Here is a 25,313-nt window from a genome sequence, read left to right on the forward strand (position 1 = left end):
ACCCGACCGGCCCCGACGGAACCGCCCCGGGACCCGACCGGCCACGACGGAACCGACCGGACCGGCCTCGCGCGGCCGACCACCGGGCCGGGCACCGGGGTGCGGCCGGCCACCGGCGGGGCGAGCGGCGAAAGGCCCGCACCCGGTGCCGGGCTCGCGTCACCAACCGGCTCCGCACCGCCGGTGCGAGAGGCGCCCGGTGTCAGACCGCCGCCTCCGCGCACGCCGTACGGAGCCGGGTCACCCCTTCGGCGATCTCGGCCGGGCCGGCCACCCCGGCGAAGCTCAGCCGCAGCCGGGGCGCCGGTGGCTCCGCGGCGTAGTACGGCCTGCCCGGCGCCACGGCGACCCCGGCGCGCAGCGCGGCGCCGGTGACCGCACCCTCCTCCGTGCCGTCGGGCAGCCGCGGCCACAGGTGGTAGCCGCCGGAGGGGACGTGGTCCACGGTGAGGCCCGGCAGTCGGCGGCGGAGTTCGGCGGCCATCACGTCCCGCCGGGAGCGGAGTTCGGCGGCGACGGTCCGCAGGTGACGGCTCCAGGACGGGGCGCCGACGAGTTCCAGGGCCGCCTCCTGGAGCGGCCGGGGGACGAAGAAGCTGTCGACCACCTGGATCGCCCGCAGCCGGGACTGCACCGGGCCCCGCGCGGCGAGCGCGCCGACGCGCAGGCTGGGTGAGGCCACCTTGGTCAGCGACCGGAGGTGGACCACGACGCCGTCCGGGTCCTCCGCGGCGAGTGGGGGCGGCAGCGGTCCGGCGTCCTCGTGGGCCAGCCGGCGCGCGAAGTCGTCCTCCACCACGAAGGCGCCCGCTTCACGCGCCACCCGCAGCACCTCGGCCCGGCGCGGCGGGGACAGCACGGCGCCGGTGGGGTTCTGGAAGAGCGGCTGGCAGACGAAGGCCCGGGCGCCGGTGGCCCGGAAGGCCTCCGCGAGCAGATCGGTCCGCACCCCCTCGGTGTCCACCGGCACCGGCACCGGGCGCAGCCCCGAGGCCAGCGCCACGGCGAGCATCCCGGGGTAGGTGGGCGACTCGACGAGCACGGGCGCACCGGGCGGGGCCAGCGCGCGCAGCGCCGTGGTGAGGGCGCTCTGGCCGCCGGCCGTGACCAGGACGTCCGAGGCGCCGATGGGGCCGCCGGGGCCGCCGATCTCACGCGCGAACCACTCCCGCAGGTCGGCCAGCCCCTCCACCGGTGGGCGGCCCCACGCCCCGGGTCGGCGGCCGGCCCGGGCCAGGGCGGCGGCCAGTGCGCGCTCCGGCTGCAGGGCGGGGTGCAGATAGCCGCTGTTGAACTCGATGGCGCCGGCCGGGGGTGTCGCGAGGGTGGCGAGCACTCCCGAGGCGTCCACGGCCCGGGGCACGGGTTCTCCGGAGGCCGCCGCGGATTCGGCGCTGAGCGAGAGCTCCTGCCAGGAGGTGTCCCCCGGCTGCGGGGGCCGGTCGGGCGTCCGGGCGCGGAAGGCCCCGGCCCCCGGACGGGTGACGACGAGCCCCTCGGCGGCCAGGACCGCCAGGGCCCGGGCCACCGTCACCGGGCTCACCCGGAACCGGTCCACCAGGGCGCGACTGGAGGGCAGCTTCTCACCGGGCGAGTAGCGGTTGACCTCGTCCCGCAGGTTTCTGGCCAGGTCGGCCACACTGCTACGCTCTTGCATGACAGCACAGGATAGCGCTACTGCCCCGTTGACGATAGCGGCCGGGAGCGGAACCGCCCTCGCGGCGCTCGGCGTGGGCGCCTTCTCCCTCACCTTCCCGGCGACCGCCTGGGCGCTGGAGGGCCTCGGCCCGTGGACCGTGACGACGCTCCGCGTCACGCTCGCCGCCCTCATCGCGGGCGGCAGCCTCCTCGCGCTCCGCGTTCCGTTCCCCGAGCGCCGTCACGTGGCCGGGCTGCTCGTCGTGGCGGCGGGCGTCGTCATCGGCTTTCCGCTGCTGACCACGCTCGCCCTGCAGACCTCGTCGACCTCGCACTCCGCCGTCGTCGTGGGGCTGCTCCCGCTCACCACGGCCGCCTGCTCGGCCGTGCGCACCGGCACACGGCCCTCCCGCACCTTCTGGGCGGCCGCCCTCGCCGGAGCGGCCGTCGTGATCGGGTACGCGCTGCTGCAGAGCGGCGGCACCCCGACCAGCGGCGACCTCTACCTCTTCGCGGCGCTCCTGGTGTGCGCGGCGGGCTACGCCGAGGGCGGCCGGCTGGCCCGGCACCTCCCCGGGTGGCAGGTCATCGGCTGGGCCCTCGTCCTGTGCCTGCCGCTCGCCGCGCCGGTCGCGGCGGTGGCCGTCTCCGTGGAACCCGTCCGGCTCACCGCACACGCCGTCACCGGGGTGCTCTGGCTCGCCGTGGGCTCCCAGTTCCTCGGCTTGGTGGTCTGGTACCGCGGCATGGCCGAGATCGGCGTGGCCCGGGCCAGTCAGCTGCAGCTGGCCCAGCCCCTGCTCACCCTGGTCTGGGCCGTGCTGCTGCTGGGCGAACACCTCACCCCCGCCGCCCTGCTCACCGCACTCGCCGTACTGGTGTGCATCGCGGTCACCCAGCGCGCGAGGAGCTGAACTCCGCACACGCAGGGAGGCCCCGCCCGCGCGGAGATGCTCCCCGCACAGGGATGCAGGGCGCGCTCCCGCCCGTAGACTTGACGGCACGAAGCGCCGCATTCCGAGCATTCCGCCCCGCAGGCGCGCCCCTCCCCGCACTGGAGGTCCCGTAGATGGAAGCCAAGAAAGGCGACATGCTGGTCGTGCACGGCCGGACCGTCGGGCATCACGACCGGGAAGCGAAGATCGTCGAAGTCCTGGGCGACCACGGCGAGCCGCCGTACCGGGTGCGCTTCGAGGACGACGGCAAGGAGTGCCTGGTCTCCCCCGGCCCCGACTCGGTCGTACGGCACAAGGGCGCGCCCCACCCGGGCCGCTGAGCCTCCCCGCGCCCGCCGGCTCAGCCCGGCGGGCGCACCGGTGCGGGATAGTGGTCGGCGACCACCCGGGCCATCGCCCCGATCCGGTCGACGGCCACTTCCTTGCCGGAGAAGAACACATGGCCGCGCACCTGCGGCCAGTCCCGGTCGAAGGTGAGGTGCCGGGACAGTTCGGCCGGGTCCTGCCAGGGCGCGGGCTGCGCCGGGTCGCCCGCCTTGTAGAGGGCCTCGCCGATGTAGAGGTCCACTCCGGTTCCGTCGACGGTCGCCGACCACCAGGGGACGAGCTTCGCGTAGTCGGCCGCGGCGAAGCCGATGTTCCAGTAGACCTGCGGCACCACGTAGTCGATCCAGCCCGCGCGGACCCACCGGCGGGTGTCGGCGTACAGATCGTCGTAGGTCTGCACCCCGGCCCGGGTGTCGGAGCCGGCCGGGTCGGTGGCGCGGTTGCGCCAGACGGCGAACGGACTGATGCCGAACCGGGTGCGGGGCCTGAGCCGTTTGATCCGTAAGGCGGTCTCCAGGACCAGGCGGTCGATGTTGTGGCGGCGCCAGGCGGCCCGGTCGGGGAAGCCCGCGCCGTACCGTTCCCAGGCCGCGTCGTCGTCGAAGACCTGGCCGGCGACGGGGTAGGGGTAGAAGTAGTCGTCCCAGTGCACGGCGTCGACGGCGCAGTGCCGTACCGCGTGCAGCATCGCGTCCTGCACGAAGCGCCGGACCTGGGGCAGTCCCGGGTTGTAGTAGAGCTTGCCGCCGTAGGGCACGACCCACTCCGGGTGGACCCGCGCGGGGTGGGTGGGGACGAGCCGGGTCGGGTCGGTGTGGTTGGCGATCCGGTAGGGGTTGAACCAGGCGTGCAGCTCCAGGCCGCGCCGGTGGGCCTCGTACACCGCGAAGCGCAGCGGGTCCCAGCCGGGGTCCCGGCCCTGCTGCCCGGTGAGGTACTGGGACCAGGGCTCGTAGGGGGACGGCCAGAGGGCGTCCGCGGTGGGCCGGACCTGGAGGACGACGGCGTTCAGCCGCCGCTGGACGGCGACGTCCAGGTAGCCGGTCAGTTCGACCTGCTGCTGGGCGGCGGTCAGGCCCGGCCGGGACGGCCAGTCCCGGTTGGCGACGGTCGCCAGCCACATGCCCCGGAACTGGCGGCCCGGGCGGCCCGCCGCCCCGGTGCGGCGCTGCGGACGGTGACCGGGGCCGATGGCGTACGCGGTGGAGCTGCCCGCGGTGAGCAGCGCGGACAACGATCCGGCGGAGACTGCGGTGAACCCTCTTCGGGTGATACGCGGCATTTGTCGCCCCCTGTTGAATGGGTACGTCCCGTCGTACGAGCTCAGCATGCCCGCCCCGGCCCGCTCGGCACAGGAGGGCGCGGAGTAACGTCTGAGGCCGAGGCGGGCGCCCGGACCTGTGACGAGGGCCGGGAGCAGGGGACGCCGGCCGGCCGAAGAAGAACAGCGAAAGGCACGATGTGACCGACATCGAACGCGTCGGAGTGGTGGGCTGCGGCCAGATGGGCGCAGGCATCGCGGAGGTGTGCGCCCGCTCGGGACTGGACGTCATGGTCGCCGAGACCACGGGCGAAGCCCTGGAGATAGGCCGCACCCGCTTGACGAACTCCCTGGGCAAGGCCGCCGAGCGCGGCAAGATGACCGAGGAGGAGCGCGACGCGGCGCTGGACCGGCTGAGCTTCACCACCGACCTGGGGGAGTTCGCCGACCGGGACCTGGTCATCGAGGCCGTCGTCGAGAACGAGCAGGTCAAGACCGAGATCTTCCAGGTTCTCGATCAGGTGGTGACCCGCCCGGACGCGATCCTCGCCTCCAACACCTCCTCGATCCCACTGGTGAAGCTGGCCGTCGCCACCTCGCGGCCGGACCACGTCATCGGGATCCACTTCTTCAACCCGGCGCCCGTGCAGAAACTGGTCGAGCTGATCCCGGCACTGACCACGAGCGACGAGACCATCAAGCGGGCCGAGGAGCTCGTCACGGGCGTGCTGGGCAAGCACGCGATCCGCGCCCAGGACCGGTCGGGCTTCGTGGTCAACGCCCTGCTCATCCCGTACCTGCTCTCCGCGATCCGGATGTTCGAGTCGGGCATCGCCAGCCGCGAGGACATCGACAACGGCATGGAGATGGGCTGTGCCCACCCGATGGGCCCGCTGAAGCTCTCCGACCTGATCGGCCTGGACACCGTGGCCTCCGTCGCGGACTCGATGTACGAGGAGTACAAGGAGCCGCTGTACGCCGCTCCCCCGCTGCTCGCGCGGATGGTGGACGCGGGCCGGCTGGGCCGGAAGTCCGGCTCGGGCTTCTACCCCTACGGGTAGTCCGGCGACGCAGCCAACCGGCGCTGTTCAAGGGCGACTTCACCCAGGACAGCGCCTACGGCGGCGCCGCGTGCGGGTGGCCGTACGGTGCTGCCGAGCCCCCGTCCGCGCGTCCTCGCGCGGCGGGGCACGCTCGGCGCGGGATACGACTCGGCGAGCGTCGTCCACTGGCAGAAAACCGGCTCTGACCTGGAGATTTGAGTCTTTCAGAGCTGTCAGGGCCTTGCCCTCCTACTCAGCGGAAAGTCCCTGAAAAGTCCCTGAGACAGAGCCGAAAGTCCCCGAGAAATCCCTGGGGAGTGCCTGGTTCGGAGCGGCCCGACCAGGGTGGTCGAGCCTGCATCGGCCGTGCAGGCGACGAGACTCGAATCCGCGATCTAGGTGTATTGATCACGAGCGTTGTCAACAGCTGGCTCGGTTTGATCTATGGCGAAGACCTCCGGTGTGGTGGAGGTGTCTAGGCTTCACCACAACGGAGGTCTTCGCGTCCCACCGTAATGCCCGGCTGACCGTTCATGGCAGGCGGCTGCTGGTCCAACGTGTCTGTTCGGGACGTCCCGTCGCGCACGTCGCCGCCGAACTGGGTGTCTCCCGAACGCCTTCTTCGCCGCCCACGGCATCACCGTCGAACGCGTCCTGACCGACAACGGCGCCTGCTACAAGTCCAAGCTGTTCACCCAGACCCTCACCGCTGCCGGCATCACCCACAAGAAGATCCGGCCCTACCAGACCAACACCGAGCGGACCCAGGCCCTGACAGACTTCCTCCACACCTACAACCACCACCGCTGCCACACCGCACTCGACGGACACCCGCCCATCAGCCGCGTCAACAACCCTGCGGGTCAATACAGGTAGGCCCCTGTCCGACGGATCTTGTCTGGGAAGCGGTGGTCTGGCATGCCCATCTGCGACGTTGTCGTCAGGTGAGGGAGGAGAATGAGCAGCATGACCATGGTGAAGGACATCGATGTCCGCGGTATGCAGCACTGCGAGACTACGACGCTGGGCGTGCTGCTGCGGCATGAGGGACTCGACTTGTCCGAGCCCATGCTGTTCGGGCTCGGCTCCGGGCTTTCCTTCGTCTACTGGGACAGCAAAGGCATGGATTTTCCCTTCCTGGGAGGCCGGGTCAAGCCGTTCGAACTCACCCGGAACCTGGCCGCCGCACTCGGGCTTGGGCTGCTGGTCGAGGAGACCGCCTCCCCGCGCAAGGCATGGCAGAACGTGGCGGCATCCATCGACGCCGGTCGGCCGGTCGGCCTTCAGCTCGACAGCTACCACCTGGACTACTTCAGCACCAGGGTGCACTTCGGCGGGCACGTCGTGGCCATGTACGGCTACGACGAACAGGACGCGTACCTGGTGGACACAACCCCGCAGGGCGGAGCCGTCTCCACCAGCCTCGCCAGTCTGGCCAGGGCCAGAGCCGAGCGCGGCCCCATGACCGCCAAGCACCGCTCCTTCACCATCACAGCGCCCAACAGCCTGACGTCACCGCAGGACCAGATCATCTTCGCGATCAAGACCTGCGCCGACGCCTTCCTGAACCCGCCCATCGCGAACCTGGGCCACCGGGGAATCGAGAAGACCGCCAAGCAAGTGCCGAAGTGGCCGCAGCGCAGCGACAATCCGCAGGAGGACCTGCCGCGAGCCGCCGTCCTCATGGAGAAGGCCGGCACCGGCGGCGCCCTGTTCCGCAATCTCTACCGGGACTTCCTCGCCGAGTGCACCCAGCTGATCGACAGCAGCCACCTGCGCACCGGCCACAGCCTGTATACCGAGGCCGCCACCCTCTGGACAGGGGTGGCCGGACTCATCGCAACAGCAGGCGAATCCGGCGACGCGAAGCACCTCGCGCAGGCCGGCTCCGTCCTCCACGAGCTCTCGCGCATCGAACGCGATGCGATGCAGGCACTCAGCCTGCTCTAGCTAGGAGGGGTCGTCGGCGTCTCTGCAGGACGGGCGCCACGGGGCGTGCTGTGGGGCAGCCCGGACGGCGGCGACCTCAGGCAGGGTGGGCAGGCGTCCGAAGGATCCATGCCGTCCCCTGGCAGCCGGAGGGAAAGGGCGGGAAGGTGTTGCCCTTCACATCGGTGCTGTACTGGTGCTCCTCACTGCAGTCGCAACGGTAGATGCCGCTCTGAGGGACCTTCTCGCCCGGGTGGTAGCTCTTGCTCATACTCCCGATCTACTCCCGTCCCCGCTCTGGGCAGCCCCTATAAGACCCCGTCTCGCCCCGTGTCCACGCCACCGGGCCAACCGTGCACGCGGAGGGGAGGGACCATGGGGGGTGGAAGGTGGACCGGATGGGCGTCTACGTCTACGAGATCACCTACTGGGACCCCGCCGGTGAGCGGATGCGAACCTTCCGGGTGCACTGCCCCCGGCCCCTCTGGGGCGAGGGGGAGGACATCGTCTTCCTTACCGAGGACGACACGCAGGTTCGGGTGCCCTGCGAGGAGATGCGGCTGCGCCTGGTGAGCCGTGGGCTCCCGTCGGCAGCCCAGGAGCCCCCAGGGTGAGCTGGGCCTGGGGGCCTCCGCCCGCTGGAAGGGCGCGGGAAAGGCAGGTGGCACGCGTCGACAGCACCTGCTGACGGACATTCTCCCCAGCCCCCGGCCGAGGTTCGTCACCCCCCGCCGTGGCAGGCCCATTCTTCACCCGGCCGGGCCCTCCCCACAGGCCGGGCCCGGGCCCGCTCGGGGCCGGCTCCGGATGCGGTGGCAGGCGGGCATGAGGAAGATGCGTTCTGTGAGCACCGGCCCGGGAACGATGTCGGCGGCCGAGCGCCGCCTGCGGTCCGGGGAACGGCCCCAGCCGGCGATCCGCCCTCCGGACCCCTGCCTCGTGCCCGAGGGCCCGAGGTCTCGGCACGGTGGGCAAGCAGGTGGAGAAGCATGGCGCGAGAGACACCGGATGAGGGTGCTTCCCGGCGGACCGGAGCCCTCCTGGGGGTCGGCGACACGGCCGTCACGGTGTGGAACATCGCGAAGTGGCCGGTGATGGTCCTGCTGTTCAGTCTGATCCTGGCCCTGCTGTACTGGGCGTCCCCGAACGTCAAACGCGGCTTCCGCTGGGTCACGCCCGGCAGCCTCGTGGCCGTGGCCATCTGGCTCATCGCCTCGGCCGGATTCGCGGTCTACGTGGCGAACTTCGGCAGCTACGACAAGACTTACGGCAGCTTCGCGGCCGTCATCATCTTCCTGATCTGGCTGTGGATCTCCAACATCGCCGTCCTGCTCGGCCTGGAATTCAACGCGGAGCTCGAACGCGGCCGCGCCATCGACACCGGCCACCCACCCGACGAGGAGCCCTACGCGGAGCCCCGCGACACCCGGAAGCTCTGAACCGGCGCGAAGGGACCGCCGCGATGCTCGAACGCGCGCACCACTGGGAGCAGCGGCAGGTCCGCCGGATCGCTTCCTGGAGCTCACCGCCGGCCCGCAGGGTGCTGCCCGCCGTGGGAGCCGCGGCCAAGGGGACCAGGCTGTGGTGGGGGACGGCAGCGGTCATGGGGGCTGTCGGCGGCCCGGCCGAGCGCACCGCGGCGCTCCGGGGCCTGGCCTGCATGGGGCTGGCGAAGCTGCTTGCCGACGCCTTCGCCAAGCAGTTCCTCCAGCGGCACAGGCCACCGGCGCGCCTGGTCGGCAGCCAGGCAGTCCGGGACCGGCCGGAGAGCTCTTCTTTTCCCTCCGGCCACACCGCCGCCGCGGTTGGGCTTCGCTACTGCGGTCGCCCGCCGCTCCCCCCTGTGGGGAGCGGCCGTGGCCGTTCCGGCGACCATGATCGCCGTCCAGCGCCTGCACACCGGCGCCCACTACCCCAGTAATGGACTGTTTTTGAGACCGGCGCAGACTCGGTAGAGCTTGAGGTCGCAGTCTCGCGAGCGGCCGGTCGTTCAGCGGGGCAGGATGCGCAGTACTGCCTCGTGTTCGCCGCTGAGCCGCAGGCCTCGCTGTACTGCGGCGCTCAGATCGAGGTCGCCGAGCAGGGTCGCGGCCAGCAGGTGCGGCGGTCCGGTCAGGGACGCGGTGGGGTGGTCGACCCGGCCGGCGTGGGTGTGCACCGAGCCGTCCTTGACTTCGATGACCAGGTCTTCGTTGCCGTCGGCGTGCAGTTGCAGGGCGATTGCCGGCTGGTCGGGGCGGTGGTCGGTCAGTGCCCGGGCGGGCATGTCCAGCCAATGGGTGCGGAAGGTGTCGCTGCCGGCCGGCTCACGCAACAGCGGAATTCCCCATCGGCTCAGCTCCCGCAGCACCGGCTCCAGCGCGCGGCCACGCTCGGTGAGGGAGAACAGGGTGGTGGCCACCGGCGGCGGGGCGGCCTCGCGGTGGATCAGGCCGGCTTCCTCGAGTTCGCGGAGCCGGTCGACCAGCAGGTTGCTGGCGATCCCGGGCAGCCCGTTGCGCAGGTCGGTGTGCCGGCAAGGACCCAGGGCGAGCAGTTCGCGGATGATCAGCAGGGTCCATCGGTCGCCGATGGTGTCCAGTGCTTTCGCGATGCCGCAGTACTGCCCGTAGGTGCGCATGCCACCACCCTACATCGTGGTGTTGAGATTCAAAACTCCCTTGTTGACTTTCTCAACAACGTCGGTCTAGCGTCGCTGCCCATGACCCCCACCCTTTCCGTGCGTCGGCTGGCCTGGGCCGGCGTCGAAATCCGTCTCGGCGACACCCGCCTGCTGATCGACCCGCTCGAGAACGTCGCTCCGCTGGCGCCGGTGATGGGGCCGCCGCACCGGCCGGTCGACCCGGTCGACACCCCGCCCGGCACCCACGCCCTCATCACCCACCTGCACCCCGACCACTACGACCACGACCTGATCGCCCGGATCGCGGCCACCGGCACGATCGGCTGCCACACCCCGAGCGCGGCGGCGCTGCACGAGGTGGGCATCACCCCCGTTGCCCAGGACCTGGGCCAGTCACGCCGCATCGGAGAGCTGACCGTCACCCCGGTGACCTCGCTGGACTGGCGCGGCAACGACTGTGACCAGGTCGCCTGGGTCGTCGAAGGCACCGGCCGGCGGGTCATCCACTGCGGCGACACCCAGTGGCACGGCAGCTGGTGGCAGATCGCCCGCGACCACGGCCCGTTCGACGTCGCGTTCGTCCCGGTCAACGGCGTCATAGCCCACTTCGAGGGCTACGCGGCCAACGTCCCGGCGACCATGACCCCCGAGCAGGGCGTCGAGGCCGCCGTCGCACTCGGCGCCGGCACCGTCTGCGCCATGCACTACGGCCTGTTCCACAACCCGCCGTTCTACACCGAACAACCCGACATCGAGCAGCGCTTCCAGCACGCCGCCGACGAGCGCGGCATCACCGCGGCCATCATCGCCGACGGCCAGCCCGTCCTCTGACCATCAGAAACAAGGAGCAACACATGAAGATCGTCCTGTTCGGTGCCAGCGGCAACATCGGCCGGCCCACCACCGAGGAACTACTGCGTCGCGGCCACACCGTCACCGCGGTCACCCGAGCCGGCCACGTCGACGGCCTCGAGCACAAGGCCCTGACTGTGACCACCGGTGACGTCACCGACCCCGCGGCGGTCGCCGGCCTCGCCGCCTCCCACGACGCCGTACTGTCGGCCGTCGGCCCCCGGATCGGCCAGGAGAACGACCGCGCCACGATCGTCGGTGCCGCCCGTGCGCTGATCGACGGACTCCGCCGAGCCGGCGTCACCCGCCTGGTCACCATCGGCGGTGCCGGTAGCCTGCGCACGCCGACCGGTGCCCGGGTCATGGACGACCCGGACTTCCCCGCGCTGTGGAAGGCCAACGCCGAGGCCCAGTCCGAAGCGCTCGACCTCTACCGCGGCGTGCACGACCTCGACTGGACGTACGTGTCGCCCGCCGCGGCCATCGGAGCGGGCGAGCGGACCGGGGCCTACCGCAGCGCCGGGGACACCCTGCTCACCGACGACGACGGCAACAGCCGTATCTCGTACGCCGACTACGCGATCGCCTTGGCCGACACGATCGAGAGCGGCACCGCGATCCGCCGCCGCATCACCGTGGCGTACTGAGCCATGAGCAACGACGCCGCCGGCCGGCAAACCCGATTCATCGATTGCCGCAGGTGGGCCGCCGGGCGGCCGAGTGTTTCACGAGCGACCACCTATGAAACGCGCTGAGGTGAAGTCGCACTACCGGTGCGGGTCTCCGGGTTGTGTTGGCTGATCAGCTGTGCTGGGAGCGGTCTTGGCGCCGGGTGGCGTGGAGGGAGCCGAGCAGGTGGAGGGAGTGGGCGCTGGGGCTGCCCGGTTCGGCGTGGTAGATGACGAGCTGCTGGCCGGGTGCCTCGCGTACGTCGAACGCCTGGTAGGTGAGCGTGAGCGGGCCGACATCCGGGTGGAGGAAGTGTTTGGCGTCCTGCGTCTTGCCTCGCACGGTGTAGGACTGCCACAGGCGCGCGAAGTCCGCGCTGTGCTCGGTGAGGGTGCCGACGAGTTCGCGCAGCCGCGGGTTGTCCGGTTCGAAGCCGGTCGCCTCGCGGAGGTTGGCGACGGTGGCTTGTGCCGCCCGGTTCCAGTCCGTGTGGAAGGTGGGGCCGGCCGGGTCGAGGAACGTCATGCGGGCGAGGTTGTCCGCCGGGGTGAACGCCGAGTAGAGGGCTTGGGCCAGCGCGTTGACCGCGAGGAGGTCGAGGGTCCTGTTCATGACGAACGCCGGGGTGTTGGGGTAGCCGTCCATCAGCTGTCGCAGGGCGGGGCTGACGCGCTCGGTGCGGCGAGGCGACAGCCGGTCGGCGGGGGCGGCCCCGGCCAGCCGGTACAGGTGCGCCCTGGCATCCTCGTCGAGGTGCAGCGCATGACTGAGAGCGTCGATCACCTGGGGTGAGGGGTTGCGTTCGCGCCCCTGTTCTAGGCGGGTGTAGTAGTCGGCGTTCACTCCGGCCAGGACGGCGACCTCCTCGCGGCGCAGCCCGGCGACTCTGCGGGTCCCGTGGCTCGGCATCCCGACGTCGTGCGGGCGCAGGGCGGCGCGGCACGCGCGCAGGAAGTCCCCCATGCGGTTGTCGTCCATGTCCTCAGGCTAGGCGGCACGCCGCCGTGCTGCCTGGGTGTGGTGCACCCAGGCAGCAAGCGTCCTGGTCGGTCATCGCTGACCTGCGCAGACTCGGTGGAGCGGGAAGGACCGCACCGTTCGAGGAGAGGAGGCCGCCATGGCCGCGATCGAGGACGGCCACGTGGACGTGGTCGGTATGTGGGTGACCGAGGACGGGCACATCCGGCAGGAGCTGCTGCCGGACGGCCGTTACGACGAGGCTCGCGGCGAGCGGGCCAGTGCGTACACCGGCCGTTACACGGTCACCGGTAGTCACCTGGACTACGTCGACGACACCGGGTTCACCGCCACAGGGGACATCCGCGACGGAGTGCTCTACCACGAACACCTCGTGCTGTACCGAGAGTCGAGCCCGTCGTAGCGGGGCGGCGAGCGTAGCGGGACAACGGGGTTCGGGCAGCAGCTGCTCCGGTCGGGGAGACCGACTCCTCGTGAGAGCGGACCGACTGCCGAGGCAGGCAGCAGTCGCTGACAGACGTATCAAACGCAAGGGAAGGACCGTATTCATGACCGGACGACGTCTTGAGGGCAAGGTGGCCCTGATCACGGGCGCGACCGGGGGGATCGGTGCGGCGACCGCCGAACTCTTCGCCCAGGAGGGCGCCCGGCTGGTGATCACCGATGTGGCCCGGGAACCCCTCCAGAAGCTGGCGCGGCGCATCGAGGCGGGTGGCGCGGAGGTGGCGACCGCCCACCTCGATGTCTCCTCCGCCCGGGAGTGGGAGGAGGTGACGGCCCTCGTACGCGATCGTTTCGGAGTGCTGGACGTGCTGGTGAACCTCGCCGGAATCCTGGACTGGCCGGGTATCGAGGACACGCGGGAGGAGGTGTGGGACCGCGTGATCGACGTGAACCAGAAAGGCACCTGGCTCGGTATGAGGGCGGCGATGCCGCTGCTGCGAGCGAGCGGCAACGCGTCGGTGATCAACACCTCGTCCGTGCTCGGCCTGGTGGGCAGCGGCGCGGCCGCGGCCTACCAGGCGTCGAAGGGCGCGGTGCGCCTGCTGAGTAAGACGGCCGCGGTCGAGTACGCACGGCAGGGCGTACGGGTCAACTCGATACATCCCGGAGTGGTCGCCACACGGATGATCCAGGACCTCCTGGACGAGCAGGGCGACCAGCAACCGGACATCCAGCGCACCCCCATGCGCCGAGCCGGCCGCGCGGATGAGGTCGCCCCCGCGATCCTCTTCCTCGCCGGCGACGACTCCTCCTTCGTCACCGGCTCGGAACTCGTCGTCGACGGCGGCCTCACCGCACACTGAACAACCCGCCCGCCGGGCGTCCACGGCGCCTCCTGTGCGCACCGCAGGCCGCGAGCCGAGCGTGAAACCGCAGGCCAGAGCGGCAGCAGGGCACACTGGCGGCATGTACGAGGAGTACAAGGAGCCCCTGTACGCCGCTCCCCCGCTGCTCGCGCGGATGGTCGACGCGGGACGGCTGGGGCGGAAGTCGGGGTCGGGCTTCTACCCCTACGGGTAGTCCGGCGACGCCGCCAACCGGCGCTGTTCAAGGGCGAATCCACCCGGAACAGCGCCTGCGGCGGCGCCGGAGGCGGTGGCCGCGGTGCCTGCCGAGCCCTCGTCCGCGCATCCGCACCCGGTCGGCACGCCCGGCGCGGGACACGGCTCGGCGAGCCCGTCCACGGGCAGGAAGTCCCTGGGAGTCATCGCTTCCGCTGGTGCGACACCCGGCCCGAAGCTGCCCCGGTCCGAGAAGCGTTGCCGTCAGTCAGGGCATCGTGCCGGCAGTCGGAGCCCGTGCACATCAGGTTCTGGGCAGGGTGGCCGGCCTCGGTGCATCTCCGCGGAGGCGGAGCAGAGTTGAACTTGCGCGGAGCCGACGCCATCCGCAACGCAACGGACTTCCCCTCGGCGGGGCATCGTCGTGTGCGGCACAGGAGCAGCCTTGGGTCCTGTTCGTCACCCGCTGTGCTCTGCTGTACTGCCCTGCGGCTAATTTGTGTGCAGGACAGGTACGCAGTCCGTAGGGGCAGAGGTGCACGAGGGGCGGGAGGTCGGGAAGGGTGTCGCTGCGCGCAGGTGATCCAGCCGAAATCGGCGGATATCCGCTTGAGGCGCGACTCGGCTCGGGTGGCATGGGCACGGTCTTTCTGGCCCGTACGAGTTCGGGTCGCCCTGTCGCGATCAAACTGATCCACCCGCAGTTCGCCGCGGACGACGAGTTCCGCATCCGCTTCCGGCAGGAGGTGGCGGCGGCAAGGCGAGTGAGCGGCGCGTTCACCGCCGCCGTGGTCGATGCCGCCCCTGAGGCCGAGCAGCCGTGGATGGCGACGACCTACATCCAGGGGCACACGCTCGCCCGGCGCATCGCCACGAAAGGCCCGTTGAGCGGAGCGGAGCTGCGGAGGCTCGCCATCGGGCTGGCGGAGGCGCTGCGGGACATCCACCGGGTGGGGGTCGTCCACCGTGATCTCAAGCCCTCGAACGTCGTACTCTCGCCCGAGGGCCCACGCGTCATCGACTTCGGCATTTCGCGCGCCGTGGACCAGCAGACGCTGACGATTACCGGGCGGGTCATCGGTACGCCGCCCTTCATGTCGCCGGAGCAGTTGCAGGCGCCGCGCGATGTGGGGCCGCGGTCCGACGTCTTCTCGCTGGGGACGCTGCTGGCGTACGCAGCGACGGGCCACGGGCCCTTCGACGCGGACAGCCCGTACATATCCGCGTATCAGGTGCTGCACGAGGAGCCGTCGCTGGAAGACGTGCCGGCGGCCTTGCGCACGGTCGCCGAGTCGTGCCTGGCCAAGGAGTCCGACGGGCGCCCCTCGGCGGACGAACTCCTCGTACTGCTTCGGGACCTGCCGGCCGACCTCGGCCAGATCGACATGAGGGGAGCCGGCGCGGGCCGCACCCGCGACACGGTCACCGAGCATCACTTCGCGACGCCGGCCACCCCGACGCCGGCAGCCCCGACCACCACCCCGGCCGACGCCGATACGGGGAACGCCGACACCTCCACCGGCCGCCGATTGCGTCCCCGATGGCGTCCCGTGTTCGCGGCCGCGATCGCGGTCGCGGTGGCAGCGATCGGTGGAGGAGTCGCCGCACTGACGGCAGGCGGTTCCGGGGGGAACAGCGGCGGCGACAAGGGCAACAGTCGTGCAGCGCCGGGTGCCGCGCTTCCGGACGGTTTCGAGCCGTGGCACAAGGCCGTGCCCGGCGGTCGCCCCGACGTCCCCGACGAGCTGCGTTGCGTCGTGCGCGGCGACGCGCTGTTCTGCGGGGGCGGCAGTGTTGTCGCGACCCGTATCAGGGCCAGGGACGGCTCGCGGGTGTGGACGGCGAAGAGCCCCGGCGTCCCCGTCGACGGCATGCACCTGGTGGGCGCCACCGACGACACGGTGCTCGGTTACCGCTTCGCCGCCCAGGACGCCCCGCAGGACCCTCCGAGCGAGGTGGTGGCCATCGACGCGAACAACGGACGGGAGCTGTGGTCCGCGCCGTCCGGCGCCCAGTCGACGGCCGTCACGGGGCGGAATCAGGACGCCATTGTGGTCGGTTCCGACGTCGTGACGGTCGACGCTTCCAACTCCCGCTTCGAGGCCCGCAACGCGCACAGCGGTCAGGTCACCTGGACGTCGCCCTTCCCAGCGGGTACGCAGTGCGCCCCCGTCCCGGCGGGCCCCCGGCTCGTCGCGATGTGCGCGACGGATACGGAGGTGGATGCCTTGGCAGTGCGCCACCCCGCCCTGTACTTGGTCGACCGCACCTCGGGGGCACTGGGCAGGCCCATCGCGGTCAACGGCCCCGCCGTGCCGATGGGCGTCGCCAACGGCAGGCTCGTACTCCTGCAAGTACACAGAAAGGGAACGGAGCTGGCCGGCTACAACGGGGTGGCGCGGGTCGACCCGGCCTCGCGGAAGGTCACGTACTCCCGACTGGCCAAGACATACGCGGGGACGCCCGGCATGGCGGACAGCACCGTATACGTGAGCGGGCAGACCGGTCTCGTCACAGCACTCGACCCCGCGACCGGCCGGAAGAAGTGGTCGCGGCAGACTGGCGTAGAGGGCGCGTCGGGTCCTGGTGCGGGAGCGGGCGCACTGTATTTCAGCTCGGCCACCGGCCGGGTGGTCGCGCTGTCACCGGACGACGGCAAAATCCGGTGGACAACAGATCCGCAGGTCGATGGTTTGACGGGCGAACAGGGCGCGAGCCCACGTGTGACTCTTGCGGGGCGTGCGGTGATCGTGGCCGCGGACAAGAACACTCTCTTCGCTTTCGACGCGCAGAGGCCGCCGAAGTCGGGCTGACCCGGTGACTGGACGGCAGCAGGGCCGACGCGACGGACCCGCACGCGTATGCCGCCTTCTGGGCCGTCACCCTCGACTGCCACCGCGATGAGGAGGTCGCCCGCCTGGAGTCCCTGGGCGCCGCCCTCGTCCGCGAGGTCACGGACAGGGCGGCTCCTGGACGGTCATGACGGACCCCGAAGGCAACGAATTCCGCGACCACTGACCCCGGTCGCCCCGTTTCGCGCGCGCGATAGTAGCAGTCTGCGCCGGGAGTTGACGCGAAAAATCCGAAATTAGCCCGATCGGGTGAAGGCGGACCGTTTCACCGGACAGGACGGGGCGACGGCGCGAATGATCTCGGCTGAGGTGCGTTCCGCCCCGGGCGTCGTGTTCCGGCCGTCCGGACGTCTTCCACTGATCCTGGAGGATCCATGCGACACCCTGTCTCCCGACCGCGCACGCGAGCCCTGGCTGTCGGGCTCGCGCTCGCCGCGGCCACGCTCTTACCCTCCGGCTCCGCCGGTGCGGCCGACCAGTACGAGTGGGCCGCGCTCGGCGACTCGTACACCGCCGGCGTCTTCGTCGGCGACCCGCAGCCCCCGCTGGGGGATCCGTCGCAGGACGGCTGCGCCCGGACCAGCAACTCCTACCCCAGCGTGGTCGAACGAGAGTTCGCCGAGTCCCCGCCGGGCAAGTCCGTCCACCTGACCAACGTCGGCTGCAGCAGCGCCGTCATCGCGAACATCGCCAAGGTCAAGCAGACGCCGATCAGCCCGGTCCAGACCCCTCCCGGCGGCTGGCCCGCGGTGGACACGCAGATCAAGCGGGCCGGGCTCGACGACGAGACCGACGTCGTCACCATCGCCATCGGCGGCAACAGCCTGCCCTTCGGCGACATCTTCTCCAAGTGCCTCGACCAGGGCACGATCGGCAAGTCCTGCCGCGAGTACTTCACCGACCCGCCCGAGGGGGAGGAGAGCGTCCGGGAGAGGCTCGCCCGGGTCCGGGCCGAGTACACCGAGATGCTGGCCGAGGTACACCGGGCCGCGCCCAACGCCGAGGTGATCACCGTCGGATACCCGGCCATCATGCCGGCCAAGGCCAGTGACTGCGACCGCAGGTCCGTCACCGAACTCGGCGCGACCACCCACGCCGACATCGACTGGCTTCGTGACGACGTCCTCAAGCCGCTGAACAAAACGATCAAGCAGGTCGCGTCGTCCGTCGGCGACCGCTACGTCAACGTCGACTCCTCCAGCCAGGGCCACGACGTCTGTCAGCCCGAGGGCACCAAGTGGATCGAAGGAATCTGCGGCGACGCCGCGGACTACTGGCCCGCCACGTTCCCCGGCACGTCCGTGGACTGCGCTCCCATCAAGAAGCGCGCCACAATGATCCACCCCAACACCGCGGGACACGCCAACACCGCGGTCCAGGTGGAGCGAGCGATCCGCATCGCCCTCCGCCAACACTGACCCACCGGCCCGCACCCTGACGCCGGAGCCCGGCCCCCGGCCGACGGCTCCGGCGTCGGGGCGTCCACGCGGTCACGCCGAGTTCGAAACGGCCATGGGGCTACGTGTCCGTCTGCCGTGGCAATACGAGAACCGGGCCATGCAAGGGATCTTGAGCCCACGAGCGGCCCATGGCAGGCTCATGCCGCATGATCGATGCATTCGCGAAGGACAACCTGCACGGGAGGCTGCGGCGGGACCGCAAGGCGCTGCTCTGGAAACTCGACGGCTTGTCCGAATACGACGCCCGCCGACCTTTGACAGCGACCGGGACCAACCTCCTCGGCCTGGTCAAACACGTGGCCACCGTCGAGGCCAGGTACTTCGGCGAGGTCTTCGACCGGCCTTCCCCGGAACCGCTCCCCCGGTGGCAGGACTCCAACGGCAGCGATCTGTGGGCGGCCGAGGACGAGACCCGCGATCAGATCACCGGGTTCTACCGGCGCACATGGGAACACGCGGACGCGACGATCAACGAGCTTCCCCTCGACGCCCCCGGCCACGTGCCGTGGTGGCCGGAGCCTTGTCCCAACACGAACCTGTTCGCCGTCATGGTCCATGTCCTCGGCGAGTCCATCCGGCATGCCGGGCACGCCGACATCCTGCGCGAGGGCCTCGACGGCCGCACCGGGGTGCGCGCCGAAAACGAGAAGCCGATCGACGAGGAAGCCCGTGCGGCCCACTGCGCGAAGATCGAGCAGGCCGCCAGGTCGGCCGCACCAGTCAAGGCTCAGTCAGACATACCAGGCAGCCTGACATCAGCTCCCCTGCCGGCGCTTGCGATTTCCGAGCACCCGGCCACCTGATACGCCCGCGTCACCCGATGCGGGCGTTCAGTCCACGCCTTCGTCGTCCTCGTCCAGCTCACCGTGGTGGTAGGTGCCAGTGACGTCGGTCAGCCGTTCCCGCCGGAGCCGGATCAGTTCCTCCTTCTTTCTCAGGTCGTGTGCGGCTGCCCCCTCGACCGTTCCTGACGAGCTGCGGCAGCTCGCCAGGCGGTCGGGCTGGTGCCGAACTCATCGCGGAACCAACGGGAGAAGGCGCTGGGTGCGGAGAAGCCCAGCAGTGCCGCGACCTGAGTGAGGGGCCGGGCATGACTGCCGACGTACTGCTGCGCGAGCTGCGCGCGAAGTGAGTTCAGCACCGAGGAGAACGTCTCACCGGACCGTGCGAGGTGCCGGTGGACGGTCTTGCGGTCGACGCCGAGGCTGTGGGCGACCTGGTGGAGAGAGCAGCGGCCGGTGGGAAGCAGGGCCTCGATCAGATCGCGGACGCGGTCCACGCCGGCCGCGGTGCGAGGCGCCGCGATCGCCTCGAGGTACTGGCGGGCGTAGGGACGCAGCAGCGGGTCGGAGAGCTGGTTCGGGGCGTCGAGGTCGCTCGCGTACACGACGATGCCGTTGAGGTTCTGGCCGAACCGGACCGCGGGGCCCAGGACACGGTGGTGGGCGGTCGCGTCATTCGGTGCGTCGTGGGCGAACAGCACGGCGACCGGTCGCCAGCTTCTGCCGACGAGGTTCTGCAGGTAGCGGTGGAGGGCGCCGATCAGCAGCTCGGTGGTCTGGCGTCGGCGCGGGGTGGGCAGGTCGAGGCCGAGCTCGATCGTGGCCAGACCGTTGGTCTCGGTGATCCGGCTGTGCAGCGCCTCGTTGTGCAGATGCTGGTATCGCATGATCACCCCGAGCGCGCTGCGGACGTCCGGCTCCTCGCGGGCGACGAGGCTCACCGGCCCCAGGACCGAGAGCCTGCGGCTCTCCGCGAGCCGTAGACCGAAGTCGTCATGGCCGGTTGCGGCGGCCGAGAGCTCGACCAGGTCGGCGGCGGCGGCCACCGGGATCCAGGTGTGAGGGACGGCCAGATCGGAGGCGTCCAGGCCCGCCGAAGCGAGCAGCGCCGACAGGTCGCCGCCCAACGAGCGCACCAACTCGACGTATCCGGTGAGCACGGCGTTGCGGACGAGGAGTTTCACGTCCGGTGTACCTCCCGGTCGGCAGCCGAAGGAGCACGGGCAGTGCCACAAACTGTCAAGCATTGTGCCACGTGAGGCAAAGCACCGGTGCTTCTGCCGACCTACTCTTCCGGCACTCGCAGCGACACAGGGCGTGAGCCTGGAGGTGGGCAGGTGGGCATGAGGAGAGGGCCGGGACCCGGTGAACCACCGCTGGTTCTGGACGCTTCGGGCTCCGTCGCGCATCTTGTGCCGCGGCGCTACGCCTGGGGCGTGGCGCTGATGGTCGTCGCACTGGCGGTGACCGACTACATCGACCGGCAGATCGTGGTGTCGACGTTCCCCTACCTGAAGAGGGAATGGGGTCTGTCCGACACCGCCCTGGGGGCCCTGGTCACCACCGTGTCGGTCACGATCGCCGTCTTCGCGCTCCCGGCCGCGCGGCTGGCCGACCGCTGGGGCCGGGTGCGGACCATCGCCGCGATGGGCAGCGCGTGGAGCCTGGCCGCGCTGGCGTGTGCGGTCTCCGGGAACTACGCGCAACTCTTCGCCGCCCGGTCGCTGCTGGGCGTGGGCGAGGCGGGTTACGGCCCGGCGGGGGCGGCGCTGCTCTCCGGCTACTTCCCGCAGCGGCTGCGGGCGACTGTGCTGAGCGCCTTTCAGGCGGCGGGGCCGCTGGGCGCGGTGCTCGGGGTGCTGCTCGGAGGTGTGATGGCCGAGCGGTTCGGCTGGCGGGTGACGCTCGGCGCGTTCGGCGTGCCGGGGTTGCTGCTGGCGCTGGTCTTCCTGAAGGTGCGCGACTACCGCACTCCCGGCGTGTCCTGCGCGGGCGGAGCGAGCAGGGCCGGCGCGGGCGAGGGGCTGACGGCCGACCGGGCTCACTCCGGGCAGCGGGCTCACTCCGGGCAGCCGGGCCTGGCGGCCACGGTGCGCGAGCTGTTCCGGTCGCGGACGGCCGTGTGGTGCTACCTCGGCGGTGCCCTCAACCTGGTGGTGCTGTCCACCCTCTACACCTGGCTCCCGAGCTACCTGGGCCGCGCCTACAGCCTGTCCTCCGCGCAGGCCGGGATGCAGACCGCGCTGTTCATCCTCGCGGGCTTCGTCGGCGCGATCGTCTTCGGCCACCTCGCCGACCGGTGCGCGGCCGGACGCCCGCGGCGCAGGCTGATGGTCCCGGCAGTGCTCGCCGCAGGCGCGTGGGGCCTGCTGTTCACCGCCTTCGGCGTGCTCGGGCCGGGCGGTGGGCAGTACGCGCTGATCGTGACCGCGGGGCTTCCCACGGCCGCCGCTCTCGGCACCGCCCCGGCGGCGGTGATCGACGTGGTCCACCCGAGCGTGCGGGCCACGGCGGTCGGGATGGCGGCGCTGGTGCAGAACCTGTTCGGGCTGGCCGTCGGGCCGGTCCTCACGGGACTGCTGTCGGACGCCTTCGGTCTGGGGACAGCCCTCGCGGTGATGCCGCTGTGCTGCCTCGCCGCGGCCGCCGCGTTCCGGCTCGGCTCACGCAGCTACGAGAAGGATCTCGCCGCCGTGTCCGGCGGCGGCCCGGAGGTGACGCCTCCGGGCACCCACGAGAAGGAGTTGAGCCCATGACCATGCATGACCCATCCACGCCCGCTCCTGCGGCGGGGCGTCCGCCGACCCCGGTCGTGGACCGGATGCGGGCCCAGGGGGCATGGAACCCGCTCTGGGACGGCCTGCAGGAGATGGACCCGGCCTGGACCGAGCAGTTCATGGCCACGGCCATGCGGCCATGGACGAGCGGCGTGCTGGAGCCGAAGTTCATCGAACTGCTCTACATCGCCCTGGACGCCTCGGCCACACACATGTACGGGCCCGGCGTACAGCGTCACATCCGTACCGCGCTGGATCTCGGGGCGACCCCCGAGGAGATTCTGACAGTTCTCCAACTGACCACGCTGGTGGGCGTCCACGCCTGCAACATCGGCGTGCCGCTCCTGGTCGAGGAACTCGCCGCACGCGAGAAGCCTGCCGACGACGCCGGCTGACCCGACAACACCATCCCGTTCACCCTCACGCGGAGGCACGACATGCACTTCCTCGACGACTCACTACTGCCCGAGAACCAGGAGAAGCTGGTCATTCAGGTCGCCCCCTACGGGCCCGAGTGGCTGCCGGGCGACAGCGACGACATCCCGGTGACCATGGACGAGCAGATCCAGAAGGCCGTGGACTGCCACAACGCCGGCGCGCAACTCCTCCACATCCACGTACGCGAACTGGACGGCCACGGCTCGAAGCGGCTGTCGATGTTCAACGAGATGATCGCGCGGCTGCGCGAGGCCGTGCCGGAGATGATTCTGCAGGTCGGCGGTTCCATATCGTTCGCCCCCGAGAAGGAGGGCGAGGCGGCGAAGTGGCTGGACTGGGACACCCGCCACATGCTGGCCGAGCTCGACCCGAAGCCGGACCAGGTCACCATCGCGATCAACACCGTCCAGATGAACATCGTCGAGCTGCTGACCCAGGAGGACATCGCCGGCACGTCCCTGCAGAACCCGCTGCTCCACACGGCGTATCGCGACCTGGTGAGCGAGGCGGGCCCGGAGTTCTACCTGGAACACCTCAAGCGGCTGACCGACAACGGCATCCAGCCCCACTTCATGCTCGCCAACGTGCCGCAGCTGGAGACCGTCGAGCGGCTGATCCGCGCGGGCGTCTACACCGGCCCGGTCAACCTCAACTACGTCGCCATCGGCGGCGGTGCCTCCGGGGTGCACCCGGCCGACCTTGTCGAGTTCGCCCGCCGCACCCCCGACGGCGCCGTGCTCACGATCGAGAGCATCATGCGCTCCACGCTCCCGATGAACGCCATCGCCCTCGCGCTGGGCCTGCACGTCCGCGTCGGTATCGAGGACAACCTCTGGTCCCCGCGCAAGGAGCGCTTCACCTCCGTCCAGCAGGTCGAGCAGATCGTCCGGATCGCCGACGAACTCGGCCGGGACATCGCCACCCCGCAGGAGGCCAAGCGCATCTACCGGATCGGCGAGTACTGGACCGACGCCGACGAGACGCTGGACCACCTGGGCCTGCCGCCCAACCGCCGCCCCGGCCGGCGCGGCGTCCCGCTGCGCCACCCGGCTCCCTCGCCGGCCGACACGCTCGTCTGACGACACGCACGTCCGGCGACGACTGCCAGGGAGAAGGCCCCGCCCCTGAGGTGGGGCTGGACCAGTCTCCAGACGCACCCGCGCCTTCTCGGCAGGCTCCGAATCCGGAGCAGAGCCAGCGGAGATCACTGCCCTTGGCCCGGTGGCCCGATTGCCGCTGTTCGACGTAGCCCTCCGGGTGAAACACAGTCACCTGCCCCGGGAGGCACCGGCGACGCGGCGTCAGGATCGGTGCCGTGCATAGCAAGGGGCCGGAGAGCCCTGGTAGCTCCGCTACCAGGGCTGTTCGGCATCGTGGCGAGGGTGCGGTGCCGACCTCGACGCCGGGCGGGCATGGTGCCGAACACCTCGGCGACAGCCGACGCACACTCCACTTGAGCCCGGCACGCCAAGGGCGGAAGCGTTGTGCCGTACCCTTCACACGCGTTGCCGGCCCCGGCATGACGAGTCACCTGCCGGGGATGGCACCGGGGTCGGCGCCGGTCAGGTCACAGCTGGTGTCCCCAAACCGCGCCGTGACGGAAGGCTCGGCGAGGTGGTTCCACATCCACGGTGCCGGGCCGTCCCCGCACCATGCCGGTGAACCTCACGTCGGCCAACCGGAGTCGGACGGCGTACGGCCTCGCGACCCAGCGCCCGCACGGGTCGGACGCAGACCGTCCCGCCCCCCATGACCACGGTCGAGCCCCCAGCGAAACGCTGCTGGATTCTAGGGTTCGTCGTCGACGGCTCCGAGGGCCAGAGCGGGGGCGGGGAAGACATGCCGGGTCTCGCCTCCGGACCACCACACGCCGACGGCGAACACCGCGGCCCCCTCCAGCAGCGCCGCGCGGTCCAAGCCGCCGCACGGCAGCGGGGTGCAGCCCATGGACGTGATCAACTCCGCCACCACGGCGGCCGCAGCCGGTGTGTCCGTGCAGAAGGGTACGGCCAGCGGCGCACCTTCGAATGCCGGTCGTCGCAGGGTCCAGACACTCTCGTGGCAGATGCCGAACACCTTGGCGACGCGGGCGTCCGGTGCTGCCTCGGCCAGGCGCACGGCGACCGAGTCCGTGCCGCCGGCTGTGGTGATGGCGGGGCCGTCGGCGCCGGGAACCATCGGCACCGTGCAGTCGAGCACGGTCCGTCCGGCGAGCACCGAGGCGAGTTCCTTGGTCAGCCGCGGTGCGGCCTCAGCGGGTACGGCGACCAGCACGGCTTCGCCGTAGCCCGCCGCCTCGGCCAGGCTGCCGTGCCCGGCGGCCCCGATTCCGGCCGCTGTCCCGGCGGCGGCCGCGGCGTCCCGGCCGCCCACCATGACCTCGTGCCCGGCCTGCACCCACGCTCCGCCCAGTGCCGCCGCCATCTGGCCGGTACCGAGAATGCCGATGCGCATCGTCCTGCTCCTGTTCCCCTCGTGAAATGTCATGCCCCGGACGCTAGGCGGGTCGATGCACACCACGTGGTAGGCATCGGCCGAGGCAGGATGTCCGCATGGGAGAAGTGGACGACATGGGCGGAGATCCGTTCGCCGCGGACTGCCGGGCCCGCATCGCCTTCGAGGTGCTGGCCAACCGCTGGGACAGCGTGGTGGTCTTCGTCCTCGGCGAGAGCGGCCCCAAGCGGCCCCGTGAGCTGCTGGCCAGGATCGGCGGGATCAGCCCCAAGGTTCTCAACGAGGCGCTGCGGCGCCTGGAGTACAACGGCCTGGTGGAGCGCCGCCGTTACGCCGAAGCTCCACCCCGCGTCGACTACACCCTCACCGAGGCCGGTACCGCCCTGATCGTCCCGATCCGTGCGCTGGGCGCCTGGGCCGCTGTCCACGCGGACGATGTCCTCTCGGCCCAGGACCGCTTCGGCCGGTCCTAGCACTCCCCTCGCAGTCCGCTGTCCCTGCTGTCCCTGCTGTCCCTGCTGTCCCTGCTGTCCCTGCTGTCCCTGCTGTCCAGGAGCCTGTTGCCGCGCATGGAGAGCTGACGGGGCGCCAGATTGCGGGAAACCGGTCGAGGACGTCGACCACGTCCTGGCCCACGCTCTCGAACGAGATTATCCGTGGTTTTCGGCGGCCGAGTCGTTGAAACAGTCAACCTCTTCGCGGAGCGGCCCGGCAGGGTGTGCGCGCCGGTACCGCGAGTGCGCGGTTCACACGGGGTGCGCGGCCCGCG

The 25,313-nt window shown here is 70.9% G+C and carries 23 protein-coding genes and 4 pseudogenes; 20 read left to right on the top strand and 7 right to left on the bottom strand.

What is annotated here, in order from left to right; genetic code table 11:
• Positions 1-202: 202 nt before the first annotated feature.
• Positions 203-1,657 (bottom strand): aminotransferase-like domain-containing protein, encoded by a 1,455-nt coding sequence (locus AC3EQ1_RS02575; protein ID WP_432092567.1) that lies wholly within the window; start codon positions 1,655-1,657, stop codon positions 203-205.
• Between AC3EQ1_RS02575 and AC3EQ1_RS02580 the strand changes: the two genes are divergently transcribed.
• Positions 1,656-2,552, top strand: a complete 897-nt coding sequence (locus AC3EQ1_RS02580) for a DMT family transporter (RefSeq protein ID WP_432092568.1) — start codon at positions 1,656-1,658, stop codon at positions 2,550-2,552. The genes AC3EQ1_RS02575 and AC3EQ1_RS02580 overlap by 2 nt on opposite strands.
• Positions 2,553-2,707: 155 nt before the next feature.
• Positions 2,708-2,914: a DUF1918 domain-containing protein gene (locus tag AC3EQ1_RS02585; RefSeq protein ID WP_432092569.1), complete on the top strand. Its 207-nt coding sequence runs from the start codon at positions 2,708-2,710 to the stop codon at positions 2,912-2,914.
• 20 nt (positions 2,915-2,934) lie between these two features.
• Here the strand turns inward: AC3EQ1_RS02585 and AC3EQ1_RS02590 are convergent, their stop codons facing one another.
• Positions 2,935-4,203 carry a glycoside hydrolase family 10-like protein gene (locus tag AC3EQ1_RS02590; RefSeq protein WP_432092570.1) on the bottom strand — a complete coding sequence of 423 codons (1,269 nt, stop codon included), beginning with the start codon at positions 4,201-4,203 and terminating at the stop codon, positions 2,935-2,937.
• A gap of 179 nt (positions 4,204-4,382) precedes the next feature.
• Between AC3EQ1_RS02590 and AC3EQ1_RS02595 the strand changes: the two genes are divergently transcribed.
• The 3 genes and pseudogenes from AC3EQ1_RS02595 to AC3EQ1_RS02605 all read left to right on the top strand — a co-directional run bounded on the left by AC3EQ1_RS02595 (position 4,383) and on the right by AC3EQ1_RS02605 (position 7,175).
• Positions 4,383-5,243 (top strand): 3-hydroxybutyryl-CoA dehydrogenase, encoded by an 861-nt coding sequence (locus AC3EQ1_RS02595; protein WP_432092571.1) that lies wholly within the window; start codon positions 4,383-4,385, stop codon positions 5,241-5,243.
• Between the two features lie 594 nt (positions 5,244-5,837).
• A pseudogene (locus tag AC3EQ1_RS02600) lies at positions 5,838-6,101 on the top strand (IS481 family transposase); the annotation flags it as partial.
• 90 nt (positions 6,102-6,191) lie between these two features.
• Positions 6,192-7,175, top strand: a complete 984-nt coding sequence (locus tag AC3EQ1_RS02605; protein WP_432092633.1) for a BtrH N-terminal domain-containing protein — start codon at positions 6,192-6,194, stop codon at positions 7,173-7,175.
• A 76-nt stretch (positions 7,176-7,251) separates the two neighbouring features.
• Here the strand turns inward: AC3EQ1_RS02605 and AC3EQ1_RS02610 are convergent, their stop codons facing one another.
• Positions 7,252-7,425, bottom strand: coding sequence for a hypothetical protein (locus AC3EQ1_RS02610; RefSeq protein WP_432092572.1), 174 nt, complete (start codon positions 7,423-7,425; stop codon positions 7,252-7,254).
• Positions 7,426-7,552: 127 nt separating this feature from the next.
• Between AC3EQ1_RS02610 and AC3EQ1_RS02615 the strand changes: the two genes are divergently transcribed.
• Positions 7,553-7,768 (top strand): hypothetical protein, encoded by a 216-nt coding sequence (locus AC3EQ1_RS02615; protein ID WP_432092573.1) that lies wholly within the window; start codon positions 7,553-7,555, stop codon positions 7,766-7,768.
• A 417-nt stretch (positions 7,769-8,185) separates the two neighbouring features.
• Positions 8,186-8,593 (top strand): annotated as a pseudogene (locus tag AC3EQ1_RS02620) (YihY/virulence factor BrkB family protein); the annotation flags it as partial.
• A 551-nt stretch (positions 8,594-9,144) separates the two neighbouring features.
• On the opposite strand, the gene AC3EQ1_RS02625 reads toward AC3EQ1_RS02620, so the two are convergent.
• Entirely contained in the window at positions 9,145-9,774 is a 630-nt protein-coding gene (locus AC3EQ1_RS02625) for a winged helix-turn-helix transcriptional regulator (protein ID WP_432092574.1), read from the bottom strand.
• An 81-nt stretch (positions 9,775-9,855) separates the two neighbouring features.
• Here AC3EQ1_RS02625 and AC3EQ1_RS02630 point away from each other — a divergent pair, with 81 nt between their 5' ends.
• Both AC3EQ1_RS02630 and AC3EQ1_RS02635 read left to right on the top strand, forming a co-directional pair.
• The gene (locus AC3EQ1_RS02630) at positions 9,856-10,608 is read left to right on the top strand and encodes an MBL fold metallo-hydrolase (RefSeq protein WP_386680108.1); all 753 of its coding nucleotides are present in this window, start codon (positions 9,856-9,858) and stop codon (positions 10,606-10,608) included.
• 23 nt (positions 10,609-10,631) lie between these two features.
• Positions 10,632-11,276 (top strand): NAD(P)-dependent oxidoreductase, encoded by a 645-nt coding sequence (locus AC3EQ1_RS02635; RefSeq protein ID WP_432092575.1) that lies wholly within the window; start codon positions 10,632-10,634, stop codon positions 11,274-11,276.
• A gap of 154 nt (positions 11,277-11,430) precedes the next feature.
• On the opposite strand, the gene AC3EQ1_RS02640 is transcribed toward AC3EQ1_RS02635, so the two are convergent.
• A complete protein-coding gene (locus AC3EQ1_RS02640) occupies positions 11,431-12,276 on the bottom strand; it encodes a helix-turn-helix transcriptional regulator (RefSeq protein WP_432092576.1) in 846 nt (281 codons plus the stop codon).
• A 139-nt stretch (positions 12,277-12,415) separates the two neighbouring features.
• Between AC3EQ1_RS02640 and AC3EQ1_RS02645 the strand changes: the two genes are divergently transcribed.
• The 7 genes and pseudogenes from AC3EQ1_RS02645 to AC3EQ1_RS02675 all read left to right on the top strand — a co-directional run bounded on the left by AC3EQ1_RS02645 (position 12,416) and on the right by AC3EQ1_RS02675 (position 18,896).
• Entirely contained in the window at positions 12,416-12,679 is a 264-nt protein-coding gene (locus AC3EQ1_RS02645) for an Atu4866 domain-containing protein (RefSeq protein ID WP_076972001.1), read from the top strand.
• 145 nt (positions 12,680-12,824) lie between these two features.
• Positions 12,825-13,583 carry an SDR family NAD(P)-dependent oxidoreductase gene (locus AC3EQ1_RS02650; protein WP_432092577.1) on the top strand — a complete coding sequence of 253 codons (759 nt, stop codon included), beginning with the start codon at positions 12,825-12,827 and terminating at the stop codon, positions 13,581-13,583.
• 103 nt (positions 13,584-13,686) lie between these two features.
• Positions 13,687-13,800: pseudogene (locus tag AC3EQ1_RS02655) on the top strand (3-hydroxyacyl-CoA dehydrogenase family protein); the annotation flags it as partial.
• A 544-nt stretch (positions 13,801-14,344) separates the two neighbouring features.
• Positions 14,345-16,594 (top strand): protein kinase domain-containing protein, encoded by a 2,250-nt coding sequence (locus AC3EQ1_RS02660; RefSeq protein WP_432092578.1) that lies wholly within the window; start codon positions 14,345-14,347, stop codon positions 16,592-16,594.
• Positions 16,595-16,677: 83 nt separating this feature from the next.
• Positions 16,678-16,799: pseudogene (locus AC3EQ1_RS02665) on the top strand (VOC family protein); the annotation flags it as partial.
• A gap of 208 nt (positions 16,800-17,007) precedes the next feature.
• Complete coding sequence (locus AC3EQ1_RS02670; RefSeq protein WP_432092579.1) at positions 17,008-18,051, top strand: SGNH/GDSL hydrolase family protein; 1,044 nt, start codon at positions 17,008-17,010, stop codon at positions 18,049-18,051.
• 188 nt (positions 18,052-18,239) lie between these two features.
• Positions 18,240-18,896, top strand: a complete 657-nt coding sequence (locus AC3EQ1_RS02675; protein ID WP_432092580.1) for a DinB family protein — start codon at positions 18,240-18,242, stop codon at positions 18,894-18,896.
• A gap of 131 nt (positions 18,897-19,027) precedes the next feature.
• On the opposite strand, the gene AC3EQ1_RS02680 is transcribed toward AC3EQ1_RS02675, so the two are convergent.
• Positions 19,028-20,059, bottom strand: a complete 1,032-nt coding sequence (locus tag AC3EQ1_RS02680) for an AraC family transcriptional regulator (protein WP_432092581.1) — start codon at positions 20,057-20,059, stop codon at positions 19,028-19,030.
• 159 nt (positions 20,060-20,218) lie between these two features.
• Here AC3EQ1_RS02680 and AC3EQ1_RS02685 point away from each other — a divergent pair, with 159 nt between their 5' ends.
• The 3 genes from AC3EQ1_RS02685 to AC3EQ1_RS02695 are packed head-to-tail and all read left to right on the top strand — an operon-like array spanning position 20,219 to position 23,169.
• Complete coding sequence (locus AC3EQ1_RS02685) at positions 20,219-21,631, top strand: MFS transporter (protein ID WP_432092582.1); 1,413 nt, start codon at positions 20,219-20,221, stop codon at positions 21,629-21,631.
• Positions 21,628-22,047: a carboxymuconolactone decarboxylase family protein gene (locus tag AC3EQ1_RS02690; RefSeq protein ID WP_432092583.1), complete on the top strand. Its 420-nt coding sequence runs from the start codon at positions 21,628-21,630 to the stop codon at positions 22,045-22,047. The genes AC3EQ1_RS02685 and AC3EQ1_RS02690 overlap by 4 nt, the downstream gene beginning before the upstream one ends.
• Before the next feature lie 42 nt (positions 22,048-22,089).
• A complete protein-coding gene (locus tag AC3EQ1_RS02695) occupies positions 22,090-23,169 on the top strand; it encodes a beta-keto acid cleavage family enzyme (protein WP_432092584.1) in 1,080 nt (359 codons plus the stop codon).
• A 709-nt stretch (positions 23,170-23,878) separates the two neighbouring features.
• On the opposite strand, the gene AC3EQ1_RS02700 is transcribed toward AC3EQ1_RS02695, so the two are convergent.
• A complete protein-coding gene (locus tag AC3EQ1_RS02700) occupies positions 23,879-24,577 on the bottom strand; it encodes an NADPH-dependent F420 reductase (RefSeq protein ID WP_432092585.1) in 699 nt (232 codons plus the stop codon).
• A 65-nt stretch (positions 24,578-24,642) separates the two neighbouring features.
• Here AC3EQ1_RS02700 and AC3EQ1_RS02705 point away from each other — a divergent pair, with 65 nt between their 5' ends.
• On the top strand, positions 24,643-25,017 hold the full coding sequence (locus AC3EQ1_RS02705) for a winged helix-turn-helix transcriptional regulator (protein WP_388848517.1): 375 nt from the start codon (positions 24,643-24,645) through the stop codon (positions 25,015-25,017).
• The last annotated feature ends 296 nt before the right edge of the window (positions 25,018-25,313 follow it).

Source organism: Streptomyces sp. bgisy100, assembly GCF_057709105.1.

What these genes read in the sequence shown, in the direction of transcription:
- AC3EQ1_RS02605 (WP_432092633.1), top strand. Translation starts at nt 6,192, where the DNA reads ATGACCATGGTGAAGGACATCGATGTCCGCGGTATGCAGCACTGCGAG.
- AC3EQ1_RS02625 (WP_432092574.1), bottom strand. Translation starts at nt 9,774, where the DNA reads ATGCGCACCTACGGGCAGTACTGCGGCATCGCGAAAGCACTGGACACC.
- AC3EQ1_RS02580 (WP_432092568.1), top strand. Translation starts at nt 1,656, where the DNA reads ATGACAGCACAGGATAGCGCTACTGCCCCGTTGACGATAGCGGCCGGG.
- AC3EQ1_RS02585 (WP_432092569.1), top strand. Translation starts at nt 2,708, where the DNA reads ATGGAAGCCAAGAAAGGCGACATGCTGGTCGTGCACGGCCGGACCGTC.
- AC3EQ1_RS02635 (WP_432092575.1), top strand. Translation starts at nt 10,632, where the DNA reads ATGAAGATCGTCCTGTTCGGTGCCAGCGGCAACATCGGCCGGCCCACC.
- AC3EQ1_RS02630 (WP_386680108.1), top strand. Translation starts at nt 9,856, where the DNA reads ATGACCCCCACCCTTTCCGTGCGTCGGCTGGCCTGGGCCGGCGTCGAA.
- AC3EQ1_RS02700 (WP_432092585.1), bottom strand. Translation starts at nt 24,577, where the DNA reads ATGACATTTCACGAGGGGAACAGGAGCAGGACGATGCGCATCGGCATT.
- AC3EQ1_RS02645 (WP_076972001.1), top strand. Translation starts at nt 12,416, where the DNA reads ATGGCCGCGATCGAGGACGGCCACGTGGACGTGGTCGGTATGTGGGTG.
- AC3EQ1_RS02690 (WP_432092583.1), top strand. Translation starts at nt 21,628, where the DNA reads ATGACCATGCATGACCCATCCACGCCCGCTCCTGCGGCGGGGCGTCCG.
- AC3EQ1_RS02675 (WP_432092580.1), top strand. Translation starts at nt 18,240, where the DNA reads ATGATCGATGCATTCGCGAAGGACAACCTGCACGGGAGGCTGCGGCGG.
- AC3EQ1_RS02670 (WP_432092579.1), top strand. Translation starts at nt 17,008, where the DNA reads ATGCGACACCCTGTCTCCCGACCGCGCACGCGAGCCCTGGCTGTCGGG.
- AC3EQ1_RS02695 (WP_432092584.1), top strand. Translation starts at nt 22,090, where the DNA reads ATGCACTTCCTCGACGACTCACTACTGCCCGAGAACCAGGAGAAGCTG.
- AC3EQ1_RS02640 (WP_432092576.1), bottom strand. Translation starts at nt 12,276, where the DNA reads ATGGACGACAACCGCATGGGGGACTTCCTGCGCGCGTGCCGCGCCGCC.
- AC3EQ1_RS02615 (WP_432092573.1), top strand. Translation starts at nt 7,553, where the DNA reads ATGGGCGTCTACGTCTACGAGATCACCTACTGGGACCCCGCCGGTGAG.
- AC3EQ1_RS02590 (WP_432092570.1), bottom strand. Translation starts at nt 4,203, where the DNA reads ATGCCGCGTATCACCCGAAGAGGGTTCACCGCAGTCTCCGCCGGATCG.
- AC3EQ1_RS02610 (WP_432092572.1), bottom strand. Translation starts at nt 7,425, where the DNA reads ATGAGCAAGAGCTACCACCCGGGCGAGAAGGTCCCTCAGAGCGGCATC.
- AC3EQ1_RS02705 (WP_388848517.1), top strand. Translation starts at nt 24,643, where the DNA reads ATGGGAGAAGTGGACGACATGGGCGGAGATCCGTTCGCCGCGGACTGC.
- AC3EQ1_RS02685 (WP_432092582.1), top strand. Translation starts at nt 20,219, where the DNA reads ATGAGGAGAGGGCCGGGACCCGGTGAACCACCGCTGGTTCTGGACGCT.
- AC3EQ1_RS02575 (WP_432092567.1), bottom strand. Translation starts at nt 1,657, where the DNA reads ATGCAAGAGCGTAGCAGTGTGGCCGACCTGGCCAGAAACCTGCGGGAC.
- AC3EQ1_RS02650 (WP_432092577.1), top strand. Translation starts at nt 12,825, where the DNA reads ATGACCGGACGACGTCTTGAGGGCAAGGTGGCCCTGATCACGGGCGCG.